Origin of the sequence: Mariniflexile fucanivorans, assembly GCF_004341235.1 — a bacterium.
Lineage (GTDB): Bacteria > Bacteroidota > Bacteroidia > Flavobacteriales > Flavobacteriaceae > Mariniflexile > Mariniflexile fucanivorans.
The window spans coordinates 259,950-283,333 of the sequence record NZ_SLUP01000006.1 but is presented as its reverse complement, the minus strand read 5'-3'; the positions used below and the strand labels follow the sequence as shown (position 1 = coordinate 283,333).

General features: G+C 32.6%; 19 protein-coding genes. 9 read left to right on the top strand and 10 right to left on the bottom strand.

The features are described from left to right. The first annotated feature begins 79 nt into the window (after window positions 1–79). The 3 genes from EV196_RS13675 (at window position 80) to EV196_RS13665 (ending at window position 2,375) form a co-directional block, all read left to right on the top strand. A complete protein-coding gene (locus EV196_RS13675; RefSeq protein WP_132218334.1) occupies window positions 80–1,009 on the top strand; it encodes an aspartate carbamoyltransferase catalytic subunit in 930 nt (309 codons plus the stop codon). Window positions 1,010–1,012: 3 nt separating this feature from the next. After that, window positions 1,013–1,345 (top strand): ribonuclease Z, encoded by a 333-nt coding sequence (locus EV196_RS13670; RefSeq protein ID WP_132218333.1) that lies wholly within the window; start codon window positions 1,013–1,015, stop codon window positions 1,343–1,345. Between the two features lie 124 nt (window positions 1,346–1,469). Then, window positions 1,470–2,375: a ribonuclease Z gene (locus tag EV196_RS13665; protein ID WP_132218332.1), complete on the top strand. Its 906-nt coding sequence runs from the start codon at window positions 1,470–1,472 to the stop codon at window positions 2,373–2,375. Window positions 2,376–2,379: 4 nt separating this feature from the next. Here EV196_RS13665 and EV196_RS13660 read toward each other — a convergent pair whose 3' ends face one another. Both EV196_RS13660 and EV196_RS13655 read right to left on the bottom strand, forming a co-directional pair. Then, window positions 2,380–2,781, bottom strand: coding sequence for a hypothetical protein (locus EV196_RS13660; RefSeq protein ID WP_132218331.1), 402 nt, complete (start codon window positions 2,779–2,781; stop codon window positions 2,380–2,382). Window positions 2,782–2,923: 142 nt separating this feature from the next. Next, window positions 2,924–3,340, bottom strand: coding sequence for a hypothetical protein (locus EV196_RS13655; protein WP_132218330.1), 417 nt, complete (start codon window positions 3,338–3,340; stop codon window positions 2,924–2,926). A gap of 87 nt (window positions 3,341–3,427) precedes the next feature. Here EV196_RS13655 and pdxH point away from each other — a divergent pair, with 87 nt between their 5' ends. Then, window positions 3,428–4,075, top strand: coding sequence for a pyridoxamine 5'-phosphate oxidase (gene pdxH, locus EV196_RS13650; protein WP_132218329.1), 648 nt, complete (start codon window positions 3,428–3,430; stop codon window positions 4,073–4,075). Window positions 4,076–4,226: 151 nt separating this feature from the next. Then, window positions 4,227–4,721, top strand: coding sequence for a CAP domain-containing protein (locus tag EV196_RS13645; RefSeq protein WP_132218328.1), 495 nt, complete (start codon window positions 4,227–4,229; stop codon window positions 4,719–4,721). Between the two features lie 180 nt (window positions 4,722–4,901). Here EV196_RS13645 and EV196_RS13640 read toward each other — a convergent pair whose 3' ends face one another. The 5 genes from EV196_RS13640 to EV196_RS13620 form a co-directional block, all read right to left on the bottom strand. Beyond that, the gene (locus tag EV196_RS13640; RefSeq protein WP_132218327.1) at window positions 4,902–6,821 is read right to left on the bottom strand and encodes an OmpA family protein; all 1,920 of its coding nucleotides are present in this window, start codon (window positions 6,819–6,821) and stop codon (window positions 4,902–4,904) included. Between the two features lie 68 nt (window positions 6,822–6,889). Next, window positions 6,890–8,806 carry an OmpA family protein gene (locus EV196_RS13635; protein WP_243652242.1) on the bottom strand — a complete coding sequence of 639 codons (1,917 nt, stop codon included), beginning with the start codon at window positions 8,804–8,806 and terminating at the stop codon, window positions 6,890–6,892. 104 nt (window positions 8,807–8,910) lie between these two features. After that, window positions 8,911–9,831 carry a PorP/SprF family type IX secretion system membrane protein gene (locus tag EV196_RS13630; protein WP_132218326.1) on the bottom strand — a complete coding sequence of 307 codons (921 nt, stop codon included), beginning with the start codon at window positions 9,829–9,831 and terminating at the stop codon, window positions 8,911–8,913. Between the two features lie 10 nt (window positions 9,832–9,841). Next, on the bottom strand, window positions 9,842–15,106 hold the full coding sequence (locus tag EV196_RS13625; RefSeq protein WP_132218325.1) for a gliding motility-associated C-terminal domain-containing protein: 5,265 nt from the start codon (window positions 15,104–15,106) through the stop codon (window positions 9,842–9,844). A 36-nt stretch (window positions 15,107–15,142) separates the two neighbouring features. Then, entirely contained in the window at window positions 15,143–15,667 is a 525-nt protein-coding gene (locus EV196_RS13620; protein WP_132218324.1) for a hypothetical protein, read from the bottom strand. A 469-nt stretch (window positions 15,668–16,136) separates the two neighbouring features. Here EV196_RS13620 and EV196_RS13615 point away from each other — a divergent pair, with 469 nt between their 5' ends. The 4 genes from EV196_RS13615 to EV196_RS13600 all read left to right on the top strand — a co-directional run bounded on the left by EV196_RS13615 (window position 16,137) and on the right by EV196_RS13600 (window position 20,435). After that, on the top strand, window positions 16,137–16,622 hold the full coding sequence (locus tag EV196_RS13615) for a SixA phosphatase family protein (RefSeq protein WP_132218323.1): 486 nt from the start codon (window positions 16,137–16,139) through the stop codon (window positions 16,620–16,622). Between the two features lie 141 nt (window positions 16,623–16,763). Beyond that, window positions 16,764–18,827: a polyphosphate kinase 1 gene (gene ppk1, locus EV196_RS13610; RefSeq protein ID WP_132218322.1), complete on the top strand. Its 2,064-nt coding sequence runs from the start codon at window positions 16,764–16,766 to the stop codon at window positions 18,825–18,827. Window position 18,828: 1 nt separating this feature from the next. After that, window positions 18,829–19,734 carry a Ppx/GppA phosphatase family protein gene (locus EV196_RS13605; RefSeq protein ID WP_132218321.1) on the top strand — a complete coding sequence of 302 codons (906 nt, stop codon included), beginning with the start codon at window positions 18,829–18,831 and terminating at the stop codon, window positions 19,732–19,734. Window positions 19,735–19,910: 176 nt separating this feature from the next. Continuing rightward, on the top strand, window positions 19,911–20,435 hold the full coding sequence (locus EV196_RS13600; protein ID WP_132218320.1) for a porin family protein: 525 nt from the start codon (window positions 19,911–19,913) through the stop codon (window positions 20,433–20,435). Here EV196_RS13600 and miaE read toward each other — a convergent pair. From miaE to dnaX, 3 genes are read right to left on the bottom strand one after another with little or no spacing between them, the layout of a single operon-like run. After that, entirely contained in the window at window positions 20,432–21,013 is a 582-nt protein-coding gene (gene miaE / locus EV196_RS13595; protein WP_132218319.1) for a tRNA-(ms[2]io[6]A)-hydroxylase, read from the bottom strand. The two genes, EV196_RS13600 and miaE, sit on opposite strands and share 4 nt — an antisense overlap. Window positions 21,014–21,018: 5 nt before the next feature. Beyond that, on the bottom strand, window positions 21,019–21,585 hold the full coding sequence (locus tag EV196_RS13590) for a hypothetical protein (RefSeq protein ID WP_132218318.1): 567 nt from the start codon (window positions 21,583–21,585) through the stop codon (window positions 21,019–21,021). Between the two features lie 10 nt (window positions 21,586–21,595). Next, window positions 21,596–23,320 (bottom strand): DNA polymerase III subunit gamma/tau, encoded by a 1,725-nt coding sequence (gene dnaX / locus EV196_RS13585; RefSeq protein WP_132218317.1) that lies wholly within the window; start codon window positions 23,318–23,320, stop codon window positions 21,596–21,598. Between the last annotated feature and the right edge of the window lie 64 nt (window positions 23,321–23,384).

Below are 23,384 nucleotides of genomic sequence, written 5' to 3'. Positions count from 1 at the left end.
TAAGTTTCAGTTTAAAAAATGCACTTGCAACTTTATAAACTTATAAACTTTTAAACTTATAAACTTTTAAACTAAGAGAATGAGCGAATTAAGTGTCAATCACTTATTAGGAATCAAATATCTAAATAAACAAGATATTCAACTTATTTTTGAAACTGCCGATCATTTTAAAGAAGTGATTAACCGTCCCATTAAAAAAGTGCCTTCGCTTCGAGATATTACTATTGCCAATCTTTTTTTCGAAAATTCAACCAGAACAAAACTCTCTTTTGAGTTAGCTGAAAAACGATTATCTGCCGATGTACTTAATTTTTCATCCTCACAATCTTCAGTAAAAAAAGGAGAAACATTAATAGATACCGTGAATAACATTTTATCTATGAAAGTAGATATGGTTGTTATGAGGCACCCAAACCCAGGTGCAGGCGTATTCTTATCAAAACACGTAAAAGCAAGTATTATTAATGCTGGAGATGGCGCACATGAACACCCAACACAAGCTTTATTAGATTCCTATTCTATAAGAGAAAAACTGGGTGATGTTGCAGGCAAAAAGGTAGTTATAGTTGGTGATATTTTACACAGTAGGGTAGCACTTTCCAATATATTTGCACTACAATTACAAGGCGCTCAAGTCATGGTCTGTGGGCCAAAAACATTATTACCAAAATTCATAGATTCTCTTGGAGTTAAAGTTGAAACAGACTTACGCAAAGCATTAAATTGGTGTGATGTAGCAAATATGTTAAGGGTGCAAAATGAACGTATGGATATTAGTTATTTTCCATCAACAAGAGAATATACACAACAATTTGGAGTAAATAAAGAGTTACTAGATTCATTAAATAAAGAAATAACCATCATGCATCCGGGACCCATAAACAGAGGTGTTGAGATTACAAGTGATGTAGCAGATTCTAAGCAATCCATCATATTGGATCAAGTACAAAATGGTGTTGCCATTAGGATGGCCGTTATTTATTTATTAGCTTCAAAAATAAAACAGTAAATCATGATTATAGATCAAGACGGAACTATTTCAATCATCACTCAGGAAAAAGCGACGATTGTTGAATTAGTAAAAAAAATACAGGCTTTATATCCTAAGTTCAAAAACAATAATATTATTGTAGCATTATCTTCCTTAAATAAATTGGGCTTACAAGATATTGTTGAATTTTTAGAGCTATCAAACACACATCGAGCTACAAAACATTCTTTTGTAATAGTTTCAGATAAAATAGATTTAAGCATCGTTCCAGATGAAATAGTCGTTGTACCAACCTCTCAAGAAGCGTACGATATTATAGAAATGGAAGAAATGGAACGCGATTTAGGCTTTTAAAAAAATGTTTATGAGTTTATATGTTTATGAGTTTATATGCTTAAGGTTTATGAGTTTATTTTTTAATTGACATATAACCTCATAATCTTATAACCTTTCTCATAAACCTATAAACTAATATTAAATGAAATTAACCATATTAGGTTGTTATAGTGCCACACCAAGAGCTTTAACAAATACCACATCGCAAGTATTAGAAATAAACAATCATATGTTTTTAATAGATTGTGGTGAAGGTACTCAGGTGGAACTACGCAAACATAAAATTAAGTTTAACCGCATCAAACATATTTTTATTTCACACTTACATGGTGATCATTTTTTTGGTTTAGTTGGCTTAATTTCAACATTCAGATTGCTTACACGCGAAACAGAATTACATGTTTATGGCCCCAAAGGCATTAAAGAAATAGTAACGCTTCAAATGAAATTGGCAGATTCTTGGACCAACTATCAGCTTATTTTTCATGAGTTAACTTCAAATGATTCTGAATTAATTTTTGAAGATGAAGAAGTCGAAGTTTACACCATTCCGTTAAACCATCGAATTTATACCAACGGCTATTTTTTTAAGGAAAAAGAAGGCAATCGCAAATTAGATATCAATTTGGTTGAAGAAGCCAATATTAACGTTGCTTATTATAGAAAATTGGCTCAAGGTTTTGATGTTGAAAATGAAGATGGAGTTCTTATAAAAAACGAAACCGTAACATTACCAGGTGCTAAACCAAAAAGTTATGCTTTTTGTAGCGATACTATGTATAAGGAAGATATTGTTCCTGTTATAAAAAACGCCGATGTGCTATACCACGAATCTACTTTTTTGGAGAAGCATGCGCATTTAGCACTAAAAACAAAGCATTCTACGGCAAAAGAAGCTGCAAGTATTGCGAAACAAGCCAATGTGGGGACTTTATTGCTTGGGCATTATTCTATACGTTACGACAGCTTAAATCCCTTTAGAGAAGAAGCTCAAGAGATTTTTGAAAACGTAGAACTATGTGATGACGGTAAAACGTTTAATTTTTAATTTCTTAAGAATTTAGAATATATAGAACAGCTTCGTCTAAAGTTTCGCAAAGTTTAACACTGTTTTTTAAAAACATTTTTTCTAAAGTTGCACTCATAAAACCAGCGTCGTTGTACCAAACGATGGCTGCGGCTTCAATAAAATCGTACTCTTTACTAAATGTTACCCAAACATATGGATCTATAGAATACGAATTTACTTTATTGGAAATAAACCCAATTTTTTTTGAATAACCATATTGTTCAATAATCATGTTTGCAATTTTTTGAATTATTGACCAATCAACATGTATTTCATGGTTCAATTCGGCTACCACAAAATGGTCACAAATAAAAAACTTCCCAAACGAAAGTTGTATTTTTTTATGACTAAATTCTGAAAGGTTTATGTACTCTTCAAATCTCATTATCTAGTAATAATACAACTTTTTTTTAAAAGTGAAAAGACCTTTTAGGTTAAGTATATATTATTTAAGTAGTTTTTATGGTTAAAAACAGACTTTAAAGATGTATTTTGAAATCAAAAAAAAATTACTTAAAAAGCTTAATTTATTCATTTTTAGATTCTTTCAAATCTAAAATACAATCTATAGCTTCTGCTAAAGTAAAGCATCGTTTTATTTTGGTTTTCGCTATTCTTTTCTCTAGAGTAGCATTCAAATAAATCATTTTATTATAAGTAACAATGGCCCCAGCTATAATAATATTATACTTTTTTTGAACTTTGTTCCATGCTTGGGGATTTGTAGAATAAGAATTCACTCGGTTAGAAATATAGCCTAATTTAGCATCGGTACCATAAAACTCTACAACATGTACCATGACTTCCTGAATCATTTCCCAATCGAAGTGTATTCCTTCGTTTATTTCAGAAATAATGAAGGTTTTAAAAAAATAAAAATTGCCAAATGGCATTTCTAATTTGTTGTGTTTCAGTTTAAAAAACTCAGAATTTTCAAACTTCATATATGTTAGTTAGGTATATACTAATTTATAAAGTTTATCGATACAATTATTCAAAATAGAAAAATAAATTTTTGTTATTTTGTAACTATGGAACAAGATTTAAGTAATTATAGAAAATCATACGAAAAAAGTGAACTTCTATTAGAGAATGCACCAGAAAACCCAATTGAATTATTTCAAAAATGGTTTTATGAGGTTGATAAGTTTTTTAGTGATGATGAAACTAATGCCATGACTGTTAGCACGATTGGTTTAGATGGATTTCCTAAAAGTAGGGTCGTTCTCTTAAAACGTTTTACATACGAAGGCTTTATTTTTTACACCAATTATGATAGTGAAAAAGGAAAAGCTATAGCACAAAATCCAAATGTATGTTTATCTTTTTTTTGGCATGGTGCCGAACGTCAAATAATTATAAAAGGTAAAGCTGAAAAAATTGCTGAAAATTTAAGCGATGGTTATTTTGAATCGAGACCTCGTGGTAGCCAATTAGGAGCTTTAGTTTCACACCAAAGTGAAGTTGTACCTGATAGAGCTTTTTTGGAACAAAAGTTATCAGATTTAGAGAAAGAATTTGAAGGAAAAGAAATACCAAGACCCGATTATTGGGGAGGCTATATTGTGATACCTTTAGAGATGGAATTTTGGCAAGGGCGACCTAATAGGTTACATGATAGAATACATTATAAATTACAAGCAGATTACAATTGGTCAATAAATAGATTGTCTCCTTAATGCATTAGGTTTATTTTTACAAAAAAATACAGTTCAACGATTAAACACATTATATATCGACAAACGACTTGTTTTTAAACGATTTTAACATTTTATTAACGTTTTTTTGAGCATATGAAGGGTAATTTTATAAAACCTAAATTACCTACTTATGAATTTTTTAACAAAATTGCCATTAGTGGCCATAGTTGCTTTTTTTTGCTTTTCCTGTACAACAGAAAGCAATGATTATGAAGTTAACGACATCGAATTAAGCCTTACCACTCCTGAAACCAAAACCATTGAAGTAGAAATACTTGATCTTATTAATAACCATCGTTTAGATATGGGTTTAAATGCCCTTTCTGATATGACTTTGGTAAAATCGGTTGCATTTACTCATACCGATTATATGGTGGATAACAATGTAGTGTCTCATGCTAATTTTTATAAAAGAAGCGATTACTTAAAAGCCAATGCAGGTGCCACTAAAGTAACTGAAAATGTGGCTTATGGTTACAGTTCTGCAGAATCGGTTGTAAAAGCTTGGTTAAAAAGTGATGCACACCGTGCGAACATGGAAGGAGACTTTACTAACTTTGATTTGGCTGCAGAGCAAAATGCCGAAGGTAAATGGTATTACACCAATATTTTTATAAAAAAATAAGGTTTATTATATTCTTTAAAAGTAATACTATAAGATAGCCATATTGATGATTGTATATTAACAATCGATAATTAGTTTGCTTTTAGTACTTTGATGTTATTACAACAATTTATTTCATTAAAAAACCACCAAAAGGAATTTCCTATTGGTGGTTTTTTTAATATTATGAATAAAGATTAATTATTCCATTCTAATAACAATAAACTGTGTACGTCTATTTAACTGGTGTTGTGCTTCTGTGCAAGGTATGGTACCATCGCATTGGTTTGTTAATTTTTGTTCACCAAAACCTTTATATTCACTTATTCTAGAAGCATCTATGCCTTTATTTATTAAATAGTCATAAGTTGCTTTTGCTCTTTCTTCTGATAAAATATCGTTGTATTTTTTAGTACCTCTAGAATCGGTATGCGATTCAATTTTAATAACCATATCTGGATGCGTGGTATTCATTAAGTTTACAATACGATCTAATTCAAGTGTGCTATCTTTTCTAATAGCGTATCTATCAAAGTCGAAATAAATAGTTTGAAGTTCTGCAATAATAGGTGTTTTACTTCTATCAGGATTTAATGCGATGTTTGCATTAATACTTGTTACGCTTCTATTAATACCTTTTGAGGTTATCGCTATAGTGTTGTCTAAATACGCATCGTTTTTAACTTGAATGTAGTAATCGGTATCTCTATCTATATTAATGTCAAAATATCCATTTTCATCTGTTTTTAATGTTGCAATAGGGTTACTGTTACTGTCCAGCAACGTTACAGTAGCATTTGCGATAGGAGTATTTGTTTCAGCATCAGTAACTGTGCCTTCAATTTTTAATGGAGGTACTCTATCGAAAGCATAAATATCATCACTGCCAACACCGCCATCCCTATTTGAAGCAAAGTATCCTGACAAGCCATCTTCACTCATAAAGAACGAGAAATCGTCTTTGCTGGAATTTACGGGTGTTCCCAGATTGATAACGCTAATAATGTTATTATTTTCATCTGAAACTGTTCCAAAAACATCAAGTAATCCTAATCCAGGATGTCCATCGGAAGCTAAAAACAAATTGCCTTCATTGTTTATAAAAGGAAAACTTTCATTTTTATTGGTATTTACTGTACTTCCTAAATTTTTTGGTGTGCCATATCCATTACTGTCTATATCTACATAATAAATATCTGTACCACCAATACCTCCAGGCATGTCGGATGTGAAATATAGTTTCGTTTCATCACTATTTAAGGCTGGGTGCGCAATAGAGTAGGTGTTGCTATTAAAAGGTAATTCTTCAATGTTTGTCCATTTACCATCAACCAAAACAGCTTTGTAAATTTTAAGATTTGTAATGCCTTCATCTGTTTTTCCTAAAACCTGTTTATTGAAATTGTTTCTAGAAAAATACATGGTTTTACCATCTTTTGACATGGTTAAAGGCCCTTCGTGGTACATTGTATTTACAGCACCTTGTAATTTAAATTTGTTATTTACAATACTGTCTTTACTAGATGTAGCTTTTACATAGACATCTAAAAAAGGCTCTTCATTCCAACCATATATATGTTTTGATGATACGCCTTCATCTCTTGAAGAAGCAAAATAAAGACTTCCATCTTTTTCATAAGCACCAAAATCGCTATACTTAGAATTGAAATTAACATCTTTTAGAAAATACTGTGGTTTTGCATTAAAGATACTATTTATAAAATCACTATCTTTTAGGAAGTTAGCTTCATTAATTTCTCCACCTTCATCTTTATAACGCTTTAACCAAACCCGAGATTCTTTATAATCTTTAACACCACGTAATGCTTGAGCATAATTATAGTAATATTGATTTGGTACATTAGGTTGTTCTATGACTTTTTTATAGTAAACCACCGCACTATCTGGATTGCGCATATAGGCATAACAATCTGATAATTGTCTGGTAGCGTAATCGGTATTGTAGTTTTTTGAGATAAGTTCTTTATACACATGGGCTGCATCAACAAATGAAAACTTATTGAATAAATTATCTGCTTTTTTTTGCAAACCAGATTGTGAAAAAACAGCCATGTTTATCACCAAGACCATACTGGTTATTATGTGGTTTTTTAATCTCATGGTTCATATTTTTAATTAAAAAATCTGATAAAAGAATTTCTATTTATTAAAGCATATTGGGCAATACGTTATTCCATTTTAATAACTATAAATTGTGTACGTCTGTTTAATTGATGATCTGCTTCTTCACATTTTGCACCATCTTCGCAACCATTGGTTAATCTGCGTTCACCATACCCTTTATGTTCTGTAATCCTTGAAGGATCAATGCCTTTAGAAATTAAATAATCGTAGGTTGAATTGGCTCTGTCTATAGACAATTTATCGTTGTATGAAAGAGCTCCTCTAGAATCGGTATGCGACTCAATGCGAATGACCATTTCTGGGTAATCGTTGGTCATTAAATTAACTATTTTGTCTAACTCTAAAGCGGCATCTTTACGAATGTTGTGCTTGTCATAATCAAAATAAATGGTATTTAATTCAGCAAGTTTTATAACATCTGGCTTTGGATTTAATAGTAAATTTGCATTAACAGCAGTAAGTTCTGTTTGAATATGTTTAGATGAAAAATTTCTGTAATCATCAATATACTTGTCCTGACTTGCTACAATTTTATAATCTTTATCTCTATCGATATTTATTTGATAAAAACCATTTTCATCAGTTTCCATATAAGCTATTTGATTTCCCTTATCATCATATAGCGTAATTTTTGCTCCAGGTATAGGCTTTGTATTAATAGCATCGGTTACAACACCTTCAACTTGTAATGTTGGCACTCTATGGAAGGCATATATATCATCACTACCGCGACCTCCATTTCTGTTAGAAGCAAAGTATCCTGTTATCCCATCTTGGTTCATGGTGAATGAAAAATCATCATTATTGGAATTCACAGGAACCCCTAAGTTTATAACATCAACAATCTCTTCATTTTCATTTTTAATAGTTCCGAAAATATCTAATAAGCCTAAACCGGTATGCCCATCGGAAGAAAAGAAGAGCGTGCCTTCATTATTTATAAAAGGAAAGCCTTCTGCACTTTCGGTATTTACAACATCACCCATATTTTGAAGGTTTGAAAGGCTGCCATCAGGACTGATGTCAACCACCCAAATATCAGAACCACCACGACCCCCAGGTCTATCAGAAGAAAAATATAATTTAGTGTCATCGCTATTTAAAGCAGCATGTTGTGTTGAAAATTCATCTGAGTTTATGCTTAGGTCTTCAACATTTGTCCATATACTATCTGTTAAAGTTGCCCTGTAAATTTTCATGTTGGTAAGTCCTTTTTTGTCCTTTACCTCAATTTGATCTTTGAAGTTATTTCTTGAGAAATACATGGTTTGACCATTTTTTGTTATAATCACGGGGCCATCATGATAAATAGAATTTATATCGCCTTTAATTTTGGAAGAATGATCTACATTTCTTTTCGTTTTAGCATCGGTAACATAGACATCTAAAAAAGGTTGTTCATTCCATCCATATAATCGTTTTATGGCAACACCTTCATCTCTAGACGATGTAAAATATACTTTTCCATTTTGTTCAAAAGCGCCAAAATCGCTAAATTTAGTATTGAAATAGACCTTGTCTAAAAAGTATTGTTGTTTTGCACCAAAAACACTTGTAATAAAGTTGATGTCTTTTGAAAAATCGTTGGCATTTACAACACCTCCCGAATCTTTATAGCGTTGTAACCACTCTTGGGAATCGTCATATTTTTTTATACCTCTAAGCGATTGTGCATATTTATAGTAATATTCTATAGGTACATTTTCTTGTTTAACAACGCTTTTATAATACCTAGATGCATTGTTTGGATCTCTTAATAAGGCATAACAATCTGCAAGTTGCCTTGTTGCATAATCTCTATTGTAATTATTTGCTATAAGTTCTCTGTAAACTTCGGCAGCTTTAACAAATGAGAATTTATTAAATAAGGTGTCTGCACGCTTTTGTTTACCTTGTTGAGAAAACATGGTTATGCTTAACATTAATGCGATACAAACTAATATGTAGTTTTTAATTTTCATATGAAAAAATATTTGTTCTAGAGGTCATTCGGTATCGCTTTAATCTTCATAGATGTTTATTTGGAAAAAACATTTTGTTAATAGCGATTTCATAAAAAATAGTATTAGAAATATCTAGGTGATTTTAATTTAGAACTTAAGAATTTAAACTCATACATCAACAATATCTCATGAGTACCCGTTGTGTAACGGTTAATTTCTGAAATAGGTTTTTCATAAGCATATCCAACACGTAGTTGTCTGGATACTTGAAAATCTACCAGTCCACCTATGGCAGCTGTTTGTTCATTTATTCTATAAGAGCCACCTAGCCATAATTTTTCATTGTAGAGAAAGTTAGCCGTTAGGTCATAAGAAAGAGGAGCTCCATTAGTAGCTTTCACTAAAAACGCTGGTTTAAATTTGAAGCTTTTACTTAAATCTACAACTACACCTCCCGTAAAATAATAACTCAATCTGTCCAAAGCTTCGAAGCCTTCTTCTGTATTTTTATCTGTGTTTAAAACTCTAGGAGTAGACAAACCTAAATAAACCCTATCTGTGCTCCAATATAGACCAAGGCCAACGTTAGGAGTCCATCGGTCTTCAATACCATAAATTGATGGGTCCAAACTTTCATCTTCACGAAAATCGGGGTCTAAGCTATATTGAGTAAACCCAGCTTTAATACCAAATGCCAGTTTTCCTGTTCTTCCTGTTGGAATACTGTATGAAAAATCTCCATATAAATATGTGAAGTTTTCAGGACCTAAATCATCTTCAATAAAAGATAAACCCAAACCAATACGATCGTTTCTTAAAGGAGTATGTATAGACAGCGTTTGTGTTATGGGACCACCTTTAAAACCAACCCATTGGCTTCGGTGCAATCCAACAATGCTTAAAGCTTCTCTACTACCTGCATATGCGGGGTTTATAGAAATGGTATTGTACATATACTGTGTGAATTGCGGTAATTGTTGTGCAACTCCAACCGTACAACTTAACAGTGCAATAGCGATTATGTTATGTTTTATAAATTTCATAGGTTGCGTTTTATTTGGTTCCTAAGTAAACAGGTCCTGTAAATGGTGCCAATCCACTATCTTTTAAAGTTACTATATAATAATAAGTTCCATTAGGTACTTTTCCAGCAGCACCCACAGAGTTTTTACTTGCGTTACCCGTCCAAGCATAGGCTGGTGGTGTTGATCTCGTTTCTAATTCAGTAACTGAAGGGTAGCTGTCTGACTCAAAAATTAAAGCTCCCCATCTATTAAATATTTTCACTTCTGCAACAAAACCACATAAGTCAATTCCCGTTATATAAAAGAAATCATTAATGAAGTCGCCATTAGGTGTTACGGCTTTAGATATTATAACATCGTTTTCACCACAAGGTAGTACCTTACAATCTGCATTTATATTCATGGTTAAATTTACAATTTTAATACAACCATTATCTGTGGTAGTATATTTGAACATATAATCTATACCGCCATCATCTGGAAGGAAATCTTCGCTAAGTTCTAATAGTGTGGGGTTAAAAATACCACCAGAAAGTGTTGCTACTGGGTTACCTTCTATTAGCTCCCAAGTGCCGTTTGTATTAATATCTGAAATTAGTATGATGAGTTCATCATCTAAATTAATAATGCCATCATCGAAACATCTTTTTGGAGCATTTACAGATGTAATAAGTTCATCTAAAGCTACATTAATAGTTTGCTTGTATTCAGCTTCATTGCCGCATTCATCTCTAACGGTCCATGTTCTAACTACTTCATAATCATTATATACATTATCTTGGAATGTACTTGTTTCATTGAAAACAACTATGATGTTTGATGCTGATGAACAGTTATCTGTAAATGTTAAAGCGGGGGCTTCTGGAATATCAGTACAACTTACATTTACTATCTCTTCAAATGTTGTAGCTGGAATTGGTGCTTTGTTATCTTGAAGGGTGATTATTTGTGTATAGGGTGTTTTTAAACCACAAGCATCAGTTGCTGTCCAAGTACGAGCAATAACATAGTTATTTGGGCAACTTCCATTGGTTTTAACGTCTTGTACTGATACCGTTGCATCTCCACAATTATCGGTAGCAGTTAAGGTTTCAGCAGTTGGTATAGCATCGCATTCAGCAGTTAAAGCAATAGGCGGTAGCGTTCCAACAAAAGCAGGAGGTGTTGTATCTTGCACTATGATAGTTTGGGTATAGTTAGTGCTTGTGTTTCCACAGGCATCAACAAAGTTCCAAACCCGTACTCTTACATAGGCATTCAAACAAACAGGATCTGTAGTTGTTACGTCACTGATCACTATTAAATTTGGAATAGAACAATCATCGGTAGCGGAAGGAGCAAGTGCTAAAGCTTCGCTTAAACCATCAGTATCGCTACATTCAAGAGTTCTGTCCAATTCACCCAATGTATTAGTAATAATAGGAACAACGTTATCTTTTATTAAGTAAGTAGCTGTTATAGTGCTTTTATTGTCGCAGGCATCAGTAGCAGTGAAAACAACGGTAACAGCGCCATCATCACATTTTACAGAGGTGTCTGAACCATAATTGTTACTCCAAGTAACCGTGCTACAATTATCGGTAGCAGTTGCTCCAGCATTAGAGCTTAACCATGTATTTAATGTTGTTTCAGTATCTCCAACACCACATTCAATTACTATGTTAGAAAGGTTTGTGTTGTTTATGGTAGGAGCAGTTTGATCGTTACCTGTATGTGTAATGGTTTGATTTTCCAATTTGTTTCCACAAGTATCTACCACTTCATAGGTATATACTAAAGACCAAGAACAGTCATCACCAGTTAAAGCGGTGTTTGTTAAATTAACAGTAACAATACCACTGCAATTATCAGTATAGTTAGCAGCAACGGTTGTTTCATCAAAAGGATATGCCGTTAAAGCATTAGCACTACAATTATCTGCATTTGTAACACCTGTTGGAGCCGTACCTGTTGGAGCTGATTGATCGCTACCGCTATGCGTAATGGTTTGGTTTTCTAATTTATTACCACAAGCATCAACTACTTCAAAAGTGTATACTAAGGACCAAGAACAGTCATCGCCAGTTAACGTAGTGTTTGTAAGATTAACAGTTACTGTGGCATCACAAATATCAGTATAGTTAGTAGCAACGGTTGTTTCGTCAAAAGGATATGCTGTTGAAGCACTAGCACTACAAACATCTGCATTGGCAACACCTAATGGAGCAGTTCCAGTTGGAGCTGATTGATCGCTACCACTGTGTGTAATGGTTTGGTTTTCTAATTTATTGCCACAAGTATCTACTACTTCATAGGTGTATACTAAAGACCATGAACAGTCATCACCAGTTAAATTAGTGTCTATAAGATTAACAGTTACTGCAGAACAACTATCAGTATAATTAGTAGCAACGGTTGTTGCATCAAATGGATATGCCGTTAGTGCATTAGCACTACACTCATCTGCATTGGTTACTCCTGTTGGAGCAGTTCCTGTTGGAGCTGATTGATCGCTACCGCTATGCGTAATAGTTTGATTTTCTAATTTATTACCACAAATATCTAGCACTTCGTAGGTATATACTAAAGACCAAGAACAATCATCGCCAGTTTGTGTTGTATTGGTTAGGTTTACGGATATGGTGCCACCACAATTATCAGAGTAATTTGAAGCAATTGTTGTTGCATCAAAAGGATATGCTGTTTGTGCATTAGCACTACAAACATCTGCATTGGTTACACCTGTAGGAGCTGTTCCAGTAGGAGCTGTATTGTCGTTAATATTAATAATTTGTTCAACACTAGCAGTAATGCCACAATCATTGGTAATTGTAAAAGTTCTAGTTACAATAATTGGGCAACTTGAATCTGGAGTTATTGCATCAATATAGGTTATGCTTGCAATAGTTTCATTTCCTATAGCTGTATAATCAGTAGCTACAAAAGTATCTTTTATATCAGCAGATTGAGTAGAACTATAAGGATACCTAGCAGTTAAGGCAGTAATATTATTTTCATCGCAACCTTCTATATTAATAGTGGCTGGTGCTGTTATTTCTGGTGTACCTCCAAAAACAGTTACTTTTATAGGAACACGTGTTTGACTAATACAAGAATTCGAATATCCTTCAGCTACATAATAGGTGGTCTCTCCAGCTACACTTGTGGAGGGCACAATAGATGTTTGTGCAGGCGTAGATGGATCGTTATCCACATAGTAATATAATGTATAAGCTGATGGAGATATAGGAGCATCACTAGGAGTTGCAGTTAAAGCACTAGCAGTTTCATTTAAACAATAACTCACATCTTGAACAGTTGGTACAGAATCAATATTTGTTACTTCAATGTTAAATTCATAATAACACAAAGTGGTTCCTGGAGGAATACCATAATATAAAGTGGTTCCTAAAGTGGCAGGAAATGGATTAGAAGCATTATATTCTATGGATGTATTGTTTTTTGGGTATTCATTATAAAACCTAGTACCTTCTGGAAACGCTGCACTTATTTGAGATGTTTGAATGGGTGTAGAACCAATATTACAGAAGTAAAAATCTCTAACATGTATGTAACTACCACAATTTGCGGCAATATAAGCTTCGGCATCTATGTTAACTATGCTAGGGGTAGGTATAGGCTCTCCTATACAAAAGCCAGATGTTTGATACCCTACAATTAATGATTGGTTAAATGTGGTGCTAGATGTAGAACCTATACCAGCAATTTTACCATCTAGAGAAATGCTAGGAGTACAACTTGGGTTAACTAAAAGCGAACAATCTGTAGTAGCTGTAAGTGTAAAACTTAAGTCTGCTAATATATCCTCTGGATTATCAGGAACCGGTAAGGTGCCTAAATTCCAAATTATAGATCCAGTTGCGCCCGCATTTGGGTCGTAATAAGGAACCGCTGTTGTGGCAAATGGAGGATAAATATTATACTTAATACTTAATTCTTCATATGATGATGTGTAAGGCACAGGAAGCGTAATAATCGTATTATCTGTTGTTTCTGTTCCTTTGTTTTTTATCTCTATTTTATAATCGGCAGTTTCTCCTGGGAATAATACTCCTGGAGTTGAACCATTAGTGTTAACAGAAGTCGTTGTTAAAATAGCTTCTGGTTCAGGGATGTATGCATCAACCGAAAAAGTAATATTGAATATAACATAGGTGTCATCTCCAGAACCATATTGAAAAGAAGTTGAAGTTTGATTATTGGCTATGTATTTATTGTTTGCATTATCTACATCGAACATAATTATATCCAATCCCGTATTGTTATTATGGTTTGGGTTTCTACTATTTCCCCCTGTTGTTATCGTTGAATTAAAGAAATTATTAGACGTATTACTTTCATTAGGACTTGTATAACTTAAAGTTTCATAAACTCCCGTATCTTGTCTTAGCATTTGAAAAGTGTCACCTTTCCACTGGATATCACCTTCACCAGCCATAACACCTAATTTTAAGTTTACATCTCCGTTTTGCGTAGCATTAAATCCAGATATGTTTATAGGCCAAAGTTCAGCGTTATTGTTTACATAGGCATGTCCATCAAACACGGTTATGTCTCTCCATTTCATTTTAGAATTTTCATAAACAACGACCATGCCCCAACCACCGTAATAACCGGTAGCATCAACAGAACCTTCTCTTATAGCAATATCGGCAACAAAATATTCTCCAATACCATTTTCACGTACATATTCTGTTACATCTGCATACGCTGAATACATATTTCTGTCTTCACCATTGGGTGGAAATGATATGCCAGTAGCTTCAAATTCAGTATAAGACGATTGAGAAGGTCCTTTTAAAGAAACCTTACGTTTGTCAAAGGTTTTTGTTACGGTAGCCCCTCCAGAAACGGTTTTTGTTACTTGAAAAGTATTGCCCGGATCAACTTCTACTTCGCCAAAAGCTCTACCGGTCCAGTACAACCCTGCATAAATAATTTTAGAACAGTCTGGGATTGCACCATTTTCAGTAGAAAAGGTTAAATTGGCTGAAGATGAATTCCATGTATTGGCATCATTATCAATATCAACATAACGCATATCATTTGCATTGGATTGACTTGAAGGATACGTATAACCAGCCAACTGTAAATTGGTGTTACCAATCATCATAAAATCACCTTTAATGGTGTAATTTTTTTGCGTGGGTGTAAATATGGATGCCCTTGGTGCAAAAGGCACTCTTACTTGACTGTAACCAATAGTAGTGCATAAAAACAAAAAAACAAAAAGAGATACCAATTTAATTGGCATTGCTTTTTTATATGGTTTTGTAAAGTATAGTTGTTTCATTTCTTAATCTTTTAAATGGATCTTGTGCTTATGTTTTTATGAGGGGATCTCGATTTTATAAAAAACTCTAATATTTGGGTCAAATTCTATAAACTGTTTAATTTGCAGCTCTGTACATTCGAAATTGCATTTTACATAAATGTATTTCAAATTACTGAATCCACTTAAACTGCTTAGGTTCAGTTTGTTTTTAAAATCACCAACTGTTTTTAAAGTTATCGTTATCAGCTCAACATCATCAAATTTAGGATTGTATTGATTTAATAGATCAAAAGAATTCAAATCATTAAATGTCAACTTCGTAACTTTTATGTTGTTTGTGTTATTCTCCATTATGTTTTTATTTTCAACATAAAATGTAGGATGGAGTTTATATGTCAAATTATAAAAACCGTCTCGATCAGTTCCTTTTAAGGTTTTGGAAGTTTGTTTTGAAGACGTGTTACTTTCCTTAAGTTCAAATACACCATTTTCTTGAGCTGATAATTCGTTGAAGGAAAACAAAAAAAGATATAATGAAAACAAAATAAAATATAGAGCAAAATTCGATTTATTTCTCATGGCAAAAAAGATTGTTTTTTTAATTAAAATATAATCATACAGACACTAATTTAACATATAGGTCACAAAGTAGTTTCCAAGTGACAGAATGGATAATAAAAAATAGTTTTCGAGGGAAAAAAAATGTAATGGATAAAATTATTTACCAATGCTATTGCAACATTTGATTGAGAGATTATAATTTGGGACATAACTTGCAATTTTATAGGTACAACAAATTAAAGGATATGCTTATAATTAGTCAAAATAATATGACAAATCACACATATATTCGTTTAAAAGCTTTAAAAAGTACTTAAACGAAATAATAAGCTACTTGTCTGTTTGAGTTATTATTTTATATAGTGTTTTAAGGCCAATTTAATTTAGTATTTATAGCTTTGTGTAATAATTTAACAGACTAGTTAAATGTATTTTATCGAACAAAAATGCTATCTAATCTATAATTTTTACACTTAATCGAATTTTTATGAAAAAACTACTATTAGTGAGACACGCTAAATCCTCTTGGGAACATAATGTGATAGACCATGAAAGACCTTTGAATGATAGAGGTGTTTCAGATGCTCAAACGGTATCAAACCGATTAAAAAACGATCATTTAAAAATAGATCTTATATTATGCAGCGATTCCGTTAGAACAACATCAACTGCTAAAACATTTATTTCAAATCTCGATTTAGATAAAAACATTTTGGTATTTAATCATGATTTATATGATTTTTCTGGAAGTAATCTCATTCAAGTTATTAAAGCATGTAATAATAAGGTAAATAACCTGATGGTTTTTGGGCATAACCACGCCATTACAGCTTTTGTAAATACTTTTGGCGATTCCCACATTGAAAATGTGCCTACTTGCGGCGTAGTTCAAATTGAATTTAATATTAATAGTTGGGAAGATTTAAATAAAGGAAAAACCGTAAGTACTTTATTTCCAAGAGATTTAAGGTGAAAATTATTTTTTTTATCAATTCAAGTATCTAAAATAGATATGATTATCAAGTAAAAGTATGCTTTAACATAATGTATTAAGCTATATTATTTAGTCTAAATAGAATATATTTGTGAAAGTATCAAAACTTCATTAATTAGTATGACAAAAGCTGAAATCCATTCAAATAGCTATATAAATAGAGAGATAAGTTGGTTACAATTTAACGCAAGAGTATTGCAAGAGGCTTCAGATGAAAGAGTTCCATTAATAGAAAGATTACGTTTTTTAGGAATATTTTCTAATAATTTAGATGAATTTTTTAAAGTTAGGTATGCTACCGTAAAACGTATTGTTGATGCAGGAAAAGGCGGAAAAAGTGAATTAGGAGGTATTAAAGCCAACGAACTACTCGAAATTATCACCCAAATAGTAATTAAGCAACAAAGTGAAAGTCTAGAGGTTTTAGACGCCATACACAAACGTTTAGAAGATGAAAATATTTTTGTAATAGATGAAAACCAAATAGATAGTTCTCAGCATGATTTTATAAAAAAATATTTCATTCAAAAGGTTAGTCCAGCATTGGTAACTATTATTTTGAATGATTTGGTAGTACTTCCAAACTTAAAAGATAGTGCTGCTTATTTGGCAGTTAGAATGGTAATGGAGGACAATAAAAAGCAATTTGCTCTTATTGAAATACCAAAAACCATCAACCGTTTTGTTGAATTACCCAAGCAAGGCGATAAAAGTTTTATAATAATGATTGACGATTTGTTGCGTCATTGTTTAGGCTATATTTTCAATATTTTCGATTTTAAAACAGTTTCTGCCCACATGATCAAAATTACCCGAGATGGGGAGCTTGATTTTGAAAGTGATTTAAGCAAAAGTTTTATTGAAAAAATATCCGATAGTGTAAAACACAGGCAAATAGGCGATCCCGTACGTTTTGTTTACGATAAAACTATTGATAAAGAAACTTTGCAGTTTTTAATGTCCAAAATGGGCATTGATGATACCGATAGTATTATACCAGGTGGGCGTTATCATAATAGACGCGATTATATGGGTTTTCCTAGCTTAGGAAGAACAGATTTGCTATACAAAAAAATTGAGGCTTTGCCAATTAAAGGTCTTAGTTTAGAAACCAGTATTTTTAAAGCCATAGATAAAAAAGACTACTTGTTGCATGCGCCTTACCAAACATTCTCATACATTGTTAAGTTTTTAAGAGAAGCCGCATTAGATCCTCAAGTTAAAACATTAAAAATCACAATTTACCGTTTAGCCCAAATTTCACACATTGCAAGTTCGCTTATTAATGCCGCCATAAATGGAAAATCGGTAACGGTATCTATAGAACTTCAGGCAAGGTTTGATGAACAGGCAAATATAGATTATGCGCAACAAATGCAACAGGAAGGTGTTACTTTGGTATTTGGTGTAAAAGGTTTGAAAGTACACAGCAAAATGTGTGTTATTGAACGAGAAGAAGGGAAAAAACTAAAACGTTATGGTTTTGTAAGTACAGGAAACTTTAATGAGTCTACTGCTAAAATATATACAGATTACACACTTTTCACGGCAGATCAACGTATTTTGAAGGATGTTAATAAAATATTTAGTTTTTTTGAAACCAACTATAAAATTTTCAGATATAAGCATTTAATTACATCACCTCATTACACAAAAAAAGCTATCTTTAAATTAATTGATGCTGAAATTCAAAATGTAAAAAATGGAGGTGAAGGTCTTATTCGATTGAAAATGAATAGTATATCAAGCTATAATATGGTTGATAAATTATATGAAGCTAGCAATGCAGGCGTTAAAATTCAAATGATTATTAGAGGGCTTTGCTGCCTAATTCCTGGTGTGCAAAATATGAGTGAAAATATAGAAGTGATTAGCATTGTCGATAAATTTTTAGAACACACGAGGGTTTATATTTTTGGTAATAATGGCAGTCCAAAAGTTTATATTTCATCGGCAGATTGGATGACAAGAAACATTGAAAATAGAGTAGAAGTAAGTTGCCCAATATATGATGATGATATTAAACAAGAAATTATAGACACTTTCAATATCTGTTGGAGCGATAATGTAAAAGCACGTTTATTAAATGTATCACAACAAAACGAGTATAAAATAGATAACAATGAACCCGTTAGATCTCAATTTGCTACGTACGATTATTATTTAAAAAAATTAGAAAACTAGTATGCTATCAATTAAAAAATATGCAGCCATCGATATCGGTTCCAATGCCGTTAGGTTGCTCATTTCAAACATTATAGAACAAAAAGGAAAACCAGTTCAATTCAAAAAAAACTCGTTAGTTCGTGTACCTATTCGTTTGGGAGCAGATGTTTTTGTTAACAACAAAATTTCCAAGGAAAACACCCAACGTTTATTAGATACCATGTTGGCCTTTAAATTGTTAATGAAATCGCATAAAGTAGTAAAATATAAAGCGTGCGCTACTTCTGCCATGCGGGAATCCAATAACGGAAAACAGGTTGTTGATTTAATTTTAAAAAATTCTGAAATTAGTATCGATGTTATTGGTGGTGAAGAAGAAGCCGCCATAATTGCAGCAACCGATTTAAATTCTTATATCGATAAAAGCAAAACTTATTTATATGTAGATGTAGGTGGTGGTAGTACCGAATTCACCATTATACATGAGGGTGTTTCAGAGGCATCGCGATCATTCAAAATAGGAACCGTTCGTTTATTAAACGATATGGTTTCCAAAGAAGCGTGGCAAGAATTGGAACAATGGATAAAAGAAAACACTAAGGAATACGATAAAATTTCTGTTTTAGGTTCTGGAGGGAATATTAATAAAATTTTCAAAATTTCAGGAAAAGCCTTGGGTAAACCTTTAACATACTTTTATTTAACATCGTACTACAATTTACTTCAAAGTTATTCGTATGAAGAGCGTATTACCGAGTTAGATTTAAATCAAGATAGGGCAGACGTTATTATTCCTGCGATGCGAATTTACCTGTCTTCCATGAAGTGGAGTGGAGCCAAAAATATATACGTTCCTAAAATAGGATTGGCAGATGGTATTATAAAAAGTATCTACTACCAAACCGTTACAAGCAATACACAGTAAAATTCTGCACTTCACCTTTTTAAATTGTAGTATTATTACTTTATAATATATATTCGTAATAATATTTAACCCAAAACTATTGCCTTATAACATGTGCTTCACTAAAATTTATTTTTTAAGTTGATTTTTAAAAAGCAAATGGCATAAGACCTATTACAAACAATAAATATTTACTTATGAAAAAAATATTACTAGCAATGCTCCTTGGTTTATCGTTTTATGGCTTCTCTCAAGATGTTAAGTATGGTGTAAGGGGCGGTTTAAATATTTCGAATTTAGACTTTGAGGACACCCCTATAATGGCAAACAAACATAGAAACAGCTTTTACATTGGTTTTTTTGGAGACATTAGCTTTACTAAAACAGTTTCTCTAGTGCCTGAGCTACAATTTTCAGCAGAAGGAGCTAAACTTGAAGTTTTTCAACTAGATTATATTCAAGCTCCCATTTTATTAAAATTCAGGTTAAGTGAAAAATTCCGTTTTGCTGTGGGCCCACAAGTAGGGTTAAAAGTAGATAAGGTAGATGACGGCGCTAGAAATATGGCATATTCAGGTGTGGCAGGATTGGATTATAAGTTAACACACACCCTGTTTGCCGATATTAGATACACCTATGGTTTTGTAGATGTTTTTGAGGAGAATTCAGGTATTTCAGCTAAAAATTCTAATATACAATTAGGTATAGGCTATAAATTTTAACCGTGTACCGTTTCCTTTTTACCTAAATTAGACATTATTTTACTTTCATATTCAAGAAGTTCTTGCCATTTGGCATCAACTTCTTTTTTTTCACCATATTGTCTCGCAAAGCCTAAAAACATGGTATAATGGTTGGCTTCACTTACCATAAGGTTTCTGTAAAAAGTGGCCAATTCTTTGTCTTGTAATTCTTCTGAAAGTAATCTAAAACGTTCGCAGCTTCTGGCTTCAATTAAAGCAGCGTAAAGCAACCTATGTACTAATTGGGTTGTTCTGCTACCGCCCTTTGGGAAAAACTTAAGTAATTCAATCACATAATCATCGCGTCTATCACGCCCTAAAACCCAGCCACGTTCTAAAATTTTATCGTGCACCATTTTAAAATGGCTTATTTCTTCTTTTACCAAAGCCACCATTTCTTGTACAAGCTCTGTATACTCAGGAAAGCTTACAATAAGTGAAATGGCTGTACTTGTTGCTTTTTGTTCACAAAAAGCATGATCTGTTAAAATTTCTTCTATGTTTTTTTCAACAATATTTACCCATCGAGGGTCTGTTGGTAATTTAAGTCCTAGCATAATAATTAGTATTCGTCCTTTATTTTTTCTAAACTACAAGTACCTTTGCTATCAATTTTAATATTGTAGTATATTATTTCTTCAGATTCTGGCAATATAAATCCGCCAAGTAAATAAACATAATTTTTGTCAACGGGGTAGTCTTCATTAATCAAAACTCTGCTATTTATGGCTTTTGGAAGACTATCAGCAATCATTTTATCATAAGCTAAAAAGAAATTAGCATCTAATGTTTTATCAAAGATAACCACATCATTCTTTTTAATGGTCACTTCAGAAATCCAATCTCTAAATTTATCAATATGCGTAAGTGTTTCATCTATTTTATATTGACAAGTAACAAAGCGATTCATATCTGTGTACGTTTTGATACGTATTGAAAAGCCATTGCTTAAGATGGTGTCTGTTTTTACTTCGGAATATTCTTCTGGAATAAATGCTTCAATTTCAAGAACGCCAATGGAATCTTTAAACTTCTCAACAGATGTTTTTAAAGTGTCCTTTTTGGTTTTTCCACCATTACAGCTCATTAAGCCAAAAATGATGACGCAAAAAAGAATTAAATTTTTCATATACAATGTGTTATATATCTAAATCAAACGTTTTTCTTAATATATCTATATTTGGATTTTTCTCTTTTAATTTTTCGAATTTTTCGTGCGTTGTGTAAGCATATTGCTTCTCCAATTCTTCGTTAACAGTAATAGAAAGACTAATATCAAAATTGCTTAACGTTTTTCTAATATACATCATCAGGTCGTATTGATTACGCTCTAATTCAATTTTGTTAGTGGCATTAGGATATTCTAAATGAATAACAGTTCCTTTTACTTTTGGCGTATCAATAGATAAGATGGAGGCTAAATTATGCTTCCCATCTTTTTGAAGTATTTCTATGAAATCGTTCCAGGTTTGTATCAATTCAGCTTCGGTAAAGGGTTCTTTAGGTAAATTTTCCTCATCAACCACCACATCCATTTGTCTAATTTGATGCTCTTTTTTGGCTCTAATACTGCTTAAAGAGAGCCCAGAAGTACGTTTGGTATCTTGTTTTAAATCAATTTTCACAGGTTGATCCACCTGAAATTTATTTTGAGTAGTTTCCTCTTTTTGAGTTACAGCAGTTTTCTGTTCAACAGGAGCAACCGTGTTGGTTTTTTTATCTGGAAAGGTTACCGGTACCGGTTTAATACCTTTTTTTTGAAAAAATGACGCCGGAATTATGAAGTGCCTAGAATTTTTTTTTTCTCCATCAAAAGTGATAGAGGCAAGTTGCATAAGGCATAATTCGACGAGCAAGCGTTGGTTTTTGCTGTTTTTGTATTTAAGGTCACAATCGTTAGCCAGATTTATACCTTGAAGTAAAAATTCCTGTGAAGCTTTGTGCGATTGTTCTAAGTATTTCTTTTGGGTTTCTTCACCTACTTCCAATAACTCGATAGTTTCGGGTGTTTTGCTAACCAATAAATCTCTAAAATGCGATGCTAAACCAGCAATATAATGCTGCCCATCAAAGCCTTTTGAAATAGTATTATTAAATTGAAGTAGTAATTCTGGTATTTTGTTTTCTAAAATAAGATCGGTACTGTCAAAATAAGTTTCATAATCAAGAACATTTAAGTTTTCGGTTACGGCTTGTCTGGTTAAATTTTTTCCAGAGAAACTAACAACCCTATCAAAAATAGACAACGCATCACGCATGGCGCCATCTGCTTTTTGAGCGATAATATGCAGTGCATCATCATCGGCAGTAACCCCTTGTTCCTCGGCAATAAATTTTAAATACTCCTTTGCATCACGAACAGTAATTCGCTTAAAGTCAAAAATTTGACAACGCGATAATATGGTTGGTATAATTTTATGTTTTTCGGTAGTGGCAAGAATAAAAATACAGTGCTTTGGTGGTTCTTCTAAGGTTTTAAGAAACGCATTAAAAGCCGCTTGCGATAGCATGTGCACCTCATCTATAATATACACTTTGTATTTACCAACTTGTGGCGGTATACGAACTTGGTCGGTTAAACTTCTAATATCATCAACCGAGTTATTTGATGCCGCATCCAACTCAAAAATGTTGAACGCAAAATCTTCATCGCCCGTTTCGGTACCATCGCTATTAATCATTTTAGACAAAATACGGGCACAAGTTGTTTTACCAACACCACGAGGCCCTGTAAATAAGAGAGCTTGGGCTAAATGATTATTTTCAATAGCATTAAGTAGGGTATTTGTAATAGCCTGCTGGCCCACAACGTCTTTAAACGTTTGCGGACGGTATTTTCTAGCCGATACTACAAAGTGTTCCAATTTTTTGCTGAATTTAATTGTATTGAACTTGTTCAATATACAGCACCTTTTTGATGCCAATTGA

Bases quoted from the DNA above. Each gene is read 5' to 3' on its own strand.
- EV196_RS13675 (WP_132218334.1), top strand. From the start codon at position 80: ATGAGCGAATTAAGTGTCAATCACTTATTAGGAATCAAATATCTAAAT.
- EV196_RS13670 (WP_132218333.1), top strand. From the start codon at position 1,013: ATGATTATAGATCAAGACGGAACTATTTCAATCATCACTCAGGAAAAA.
- EV196_RS13665 (WP_132218332.1), top strand. From the start codon at position 1,470: ATGAAATTAACCATATTAGGTTGTTATAGTGCCACACCAAGAGCTTTA.
- EV196_RS13660 (WP_132218331.1), bottom strand. From the start codon at position 2,781: ATGAGATTTGAAGAGTACATAAACCTTTCAGAATTTAGTCATAAAAAA.
- EV196_RS13655 (WP_132218330.1), bottom strand. From the start codon at position 3,340: ATGAAGTTTGAAAATTCTGAGTTTTTTAAACTGAAACACAACAAATTA.
- pdxH (WP_132218329.1), top strand. From the start codon at position 3,428: ATGGAACAAGATTTAAGTAATTATAGAAAATCATACGAAAAAAGTGAA.
- EV196_RS13645 (WP_132218328.1), top strand. From the start codon at position 4,227: ATGAATTTTTTAACAAAATTGCCATTAGTGGCCATAGTTGCTTTTTTT.
- EV196_RS13640 (WP_132218327.1), bottom strand. From the start codon at position 6,821: ATGAGATTAAAAAACCACATAATAACCAGTATGGTCTTGGTGATAAAC.
- EV196_RS13635 (WP_243652242.1), bottom strand. From the start codon at position 8,806: ATGAAAATTAAAAACTACATATTAGTTTGTATCGCATTAATGTTAAGC.
- EV196_RS13630 (WP_132218326.1), bottom strand. From the start codon at position 9,831: ATGAAATTTATAAAACATAACATAATCGCTATTGCACTGTTAAGTTGT.
- EV196_RS13625 (WP_132218325.1), bottom strand. From the start codon at position 15,106: ATGAAACAACTATACTTTACAAAACCATATAAAAAAGCAATGCCAATT.
- EV196_RS13620 (WP_132218324.1), bottom strand. From the start codon at position 15,667: ATGAGAAATAAATCGAATTTTGCTCTATATTTTATTTTGTTTTCATTA.
- EV196_RS13615 (WP_132218323.1), top strand. From the start codon at position 16,137: ATGAAAAAACTACTATTAGTGAGACACGCTAAATCCTCTTGGGAACAT.
- ppk1 (WP_132218322.1), top strand. From the start codon at position 16,764: ATGACAAAAGCTGAAATCCATTCAAATAGCTATATAAATAGAGAGATA.
- EV196_RS13605 (WP_132218321.1), top strand. From the start codon at position 18,829: ATGCTATCAATTAAAAAATATGCAGCCATCGATATCGGTTCCAATGCC.
- EV196_RS13600 (WP_132218320.1), top strand. From the start codon at position 19,911: ATGAAAAAAATATTACTAGCAATGCTCCTTGGTTTATCGTTTTATGGC.
- miaE (WP_132218319.1), bottom strand. From the start codon at position 21,013: ATGCTAGGACTTAAATTACCAACAGACCCTCGATGGGTAAATATTGTT.
- EV196_RS13590 (WP_132218318.1), bottom strand. From the start codon at position 21,585: ATGAAAAATTTAATTCTTTTTTGCGTCATCATTTTTGGCTTAATGAGC.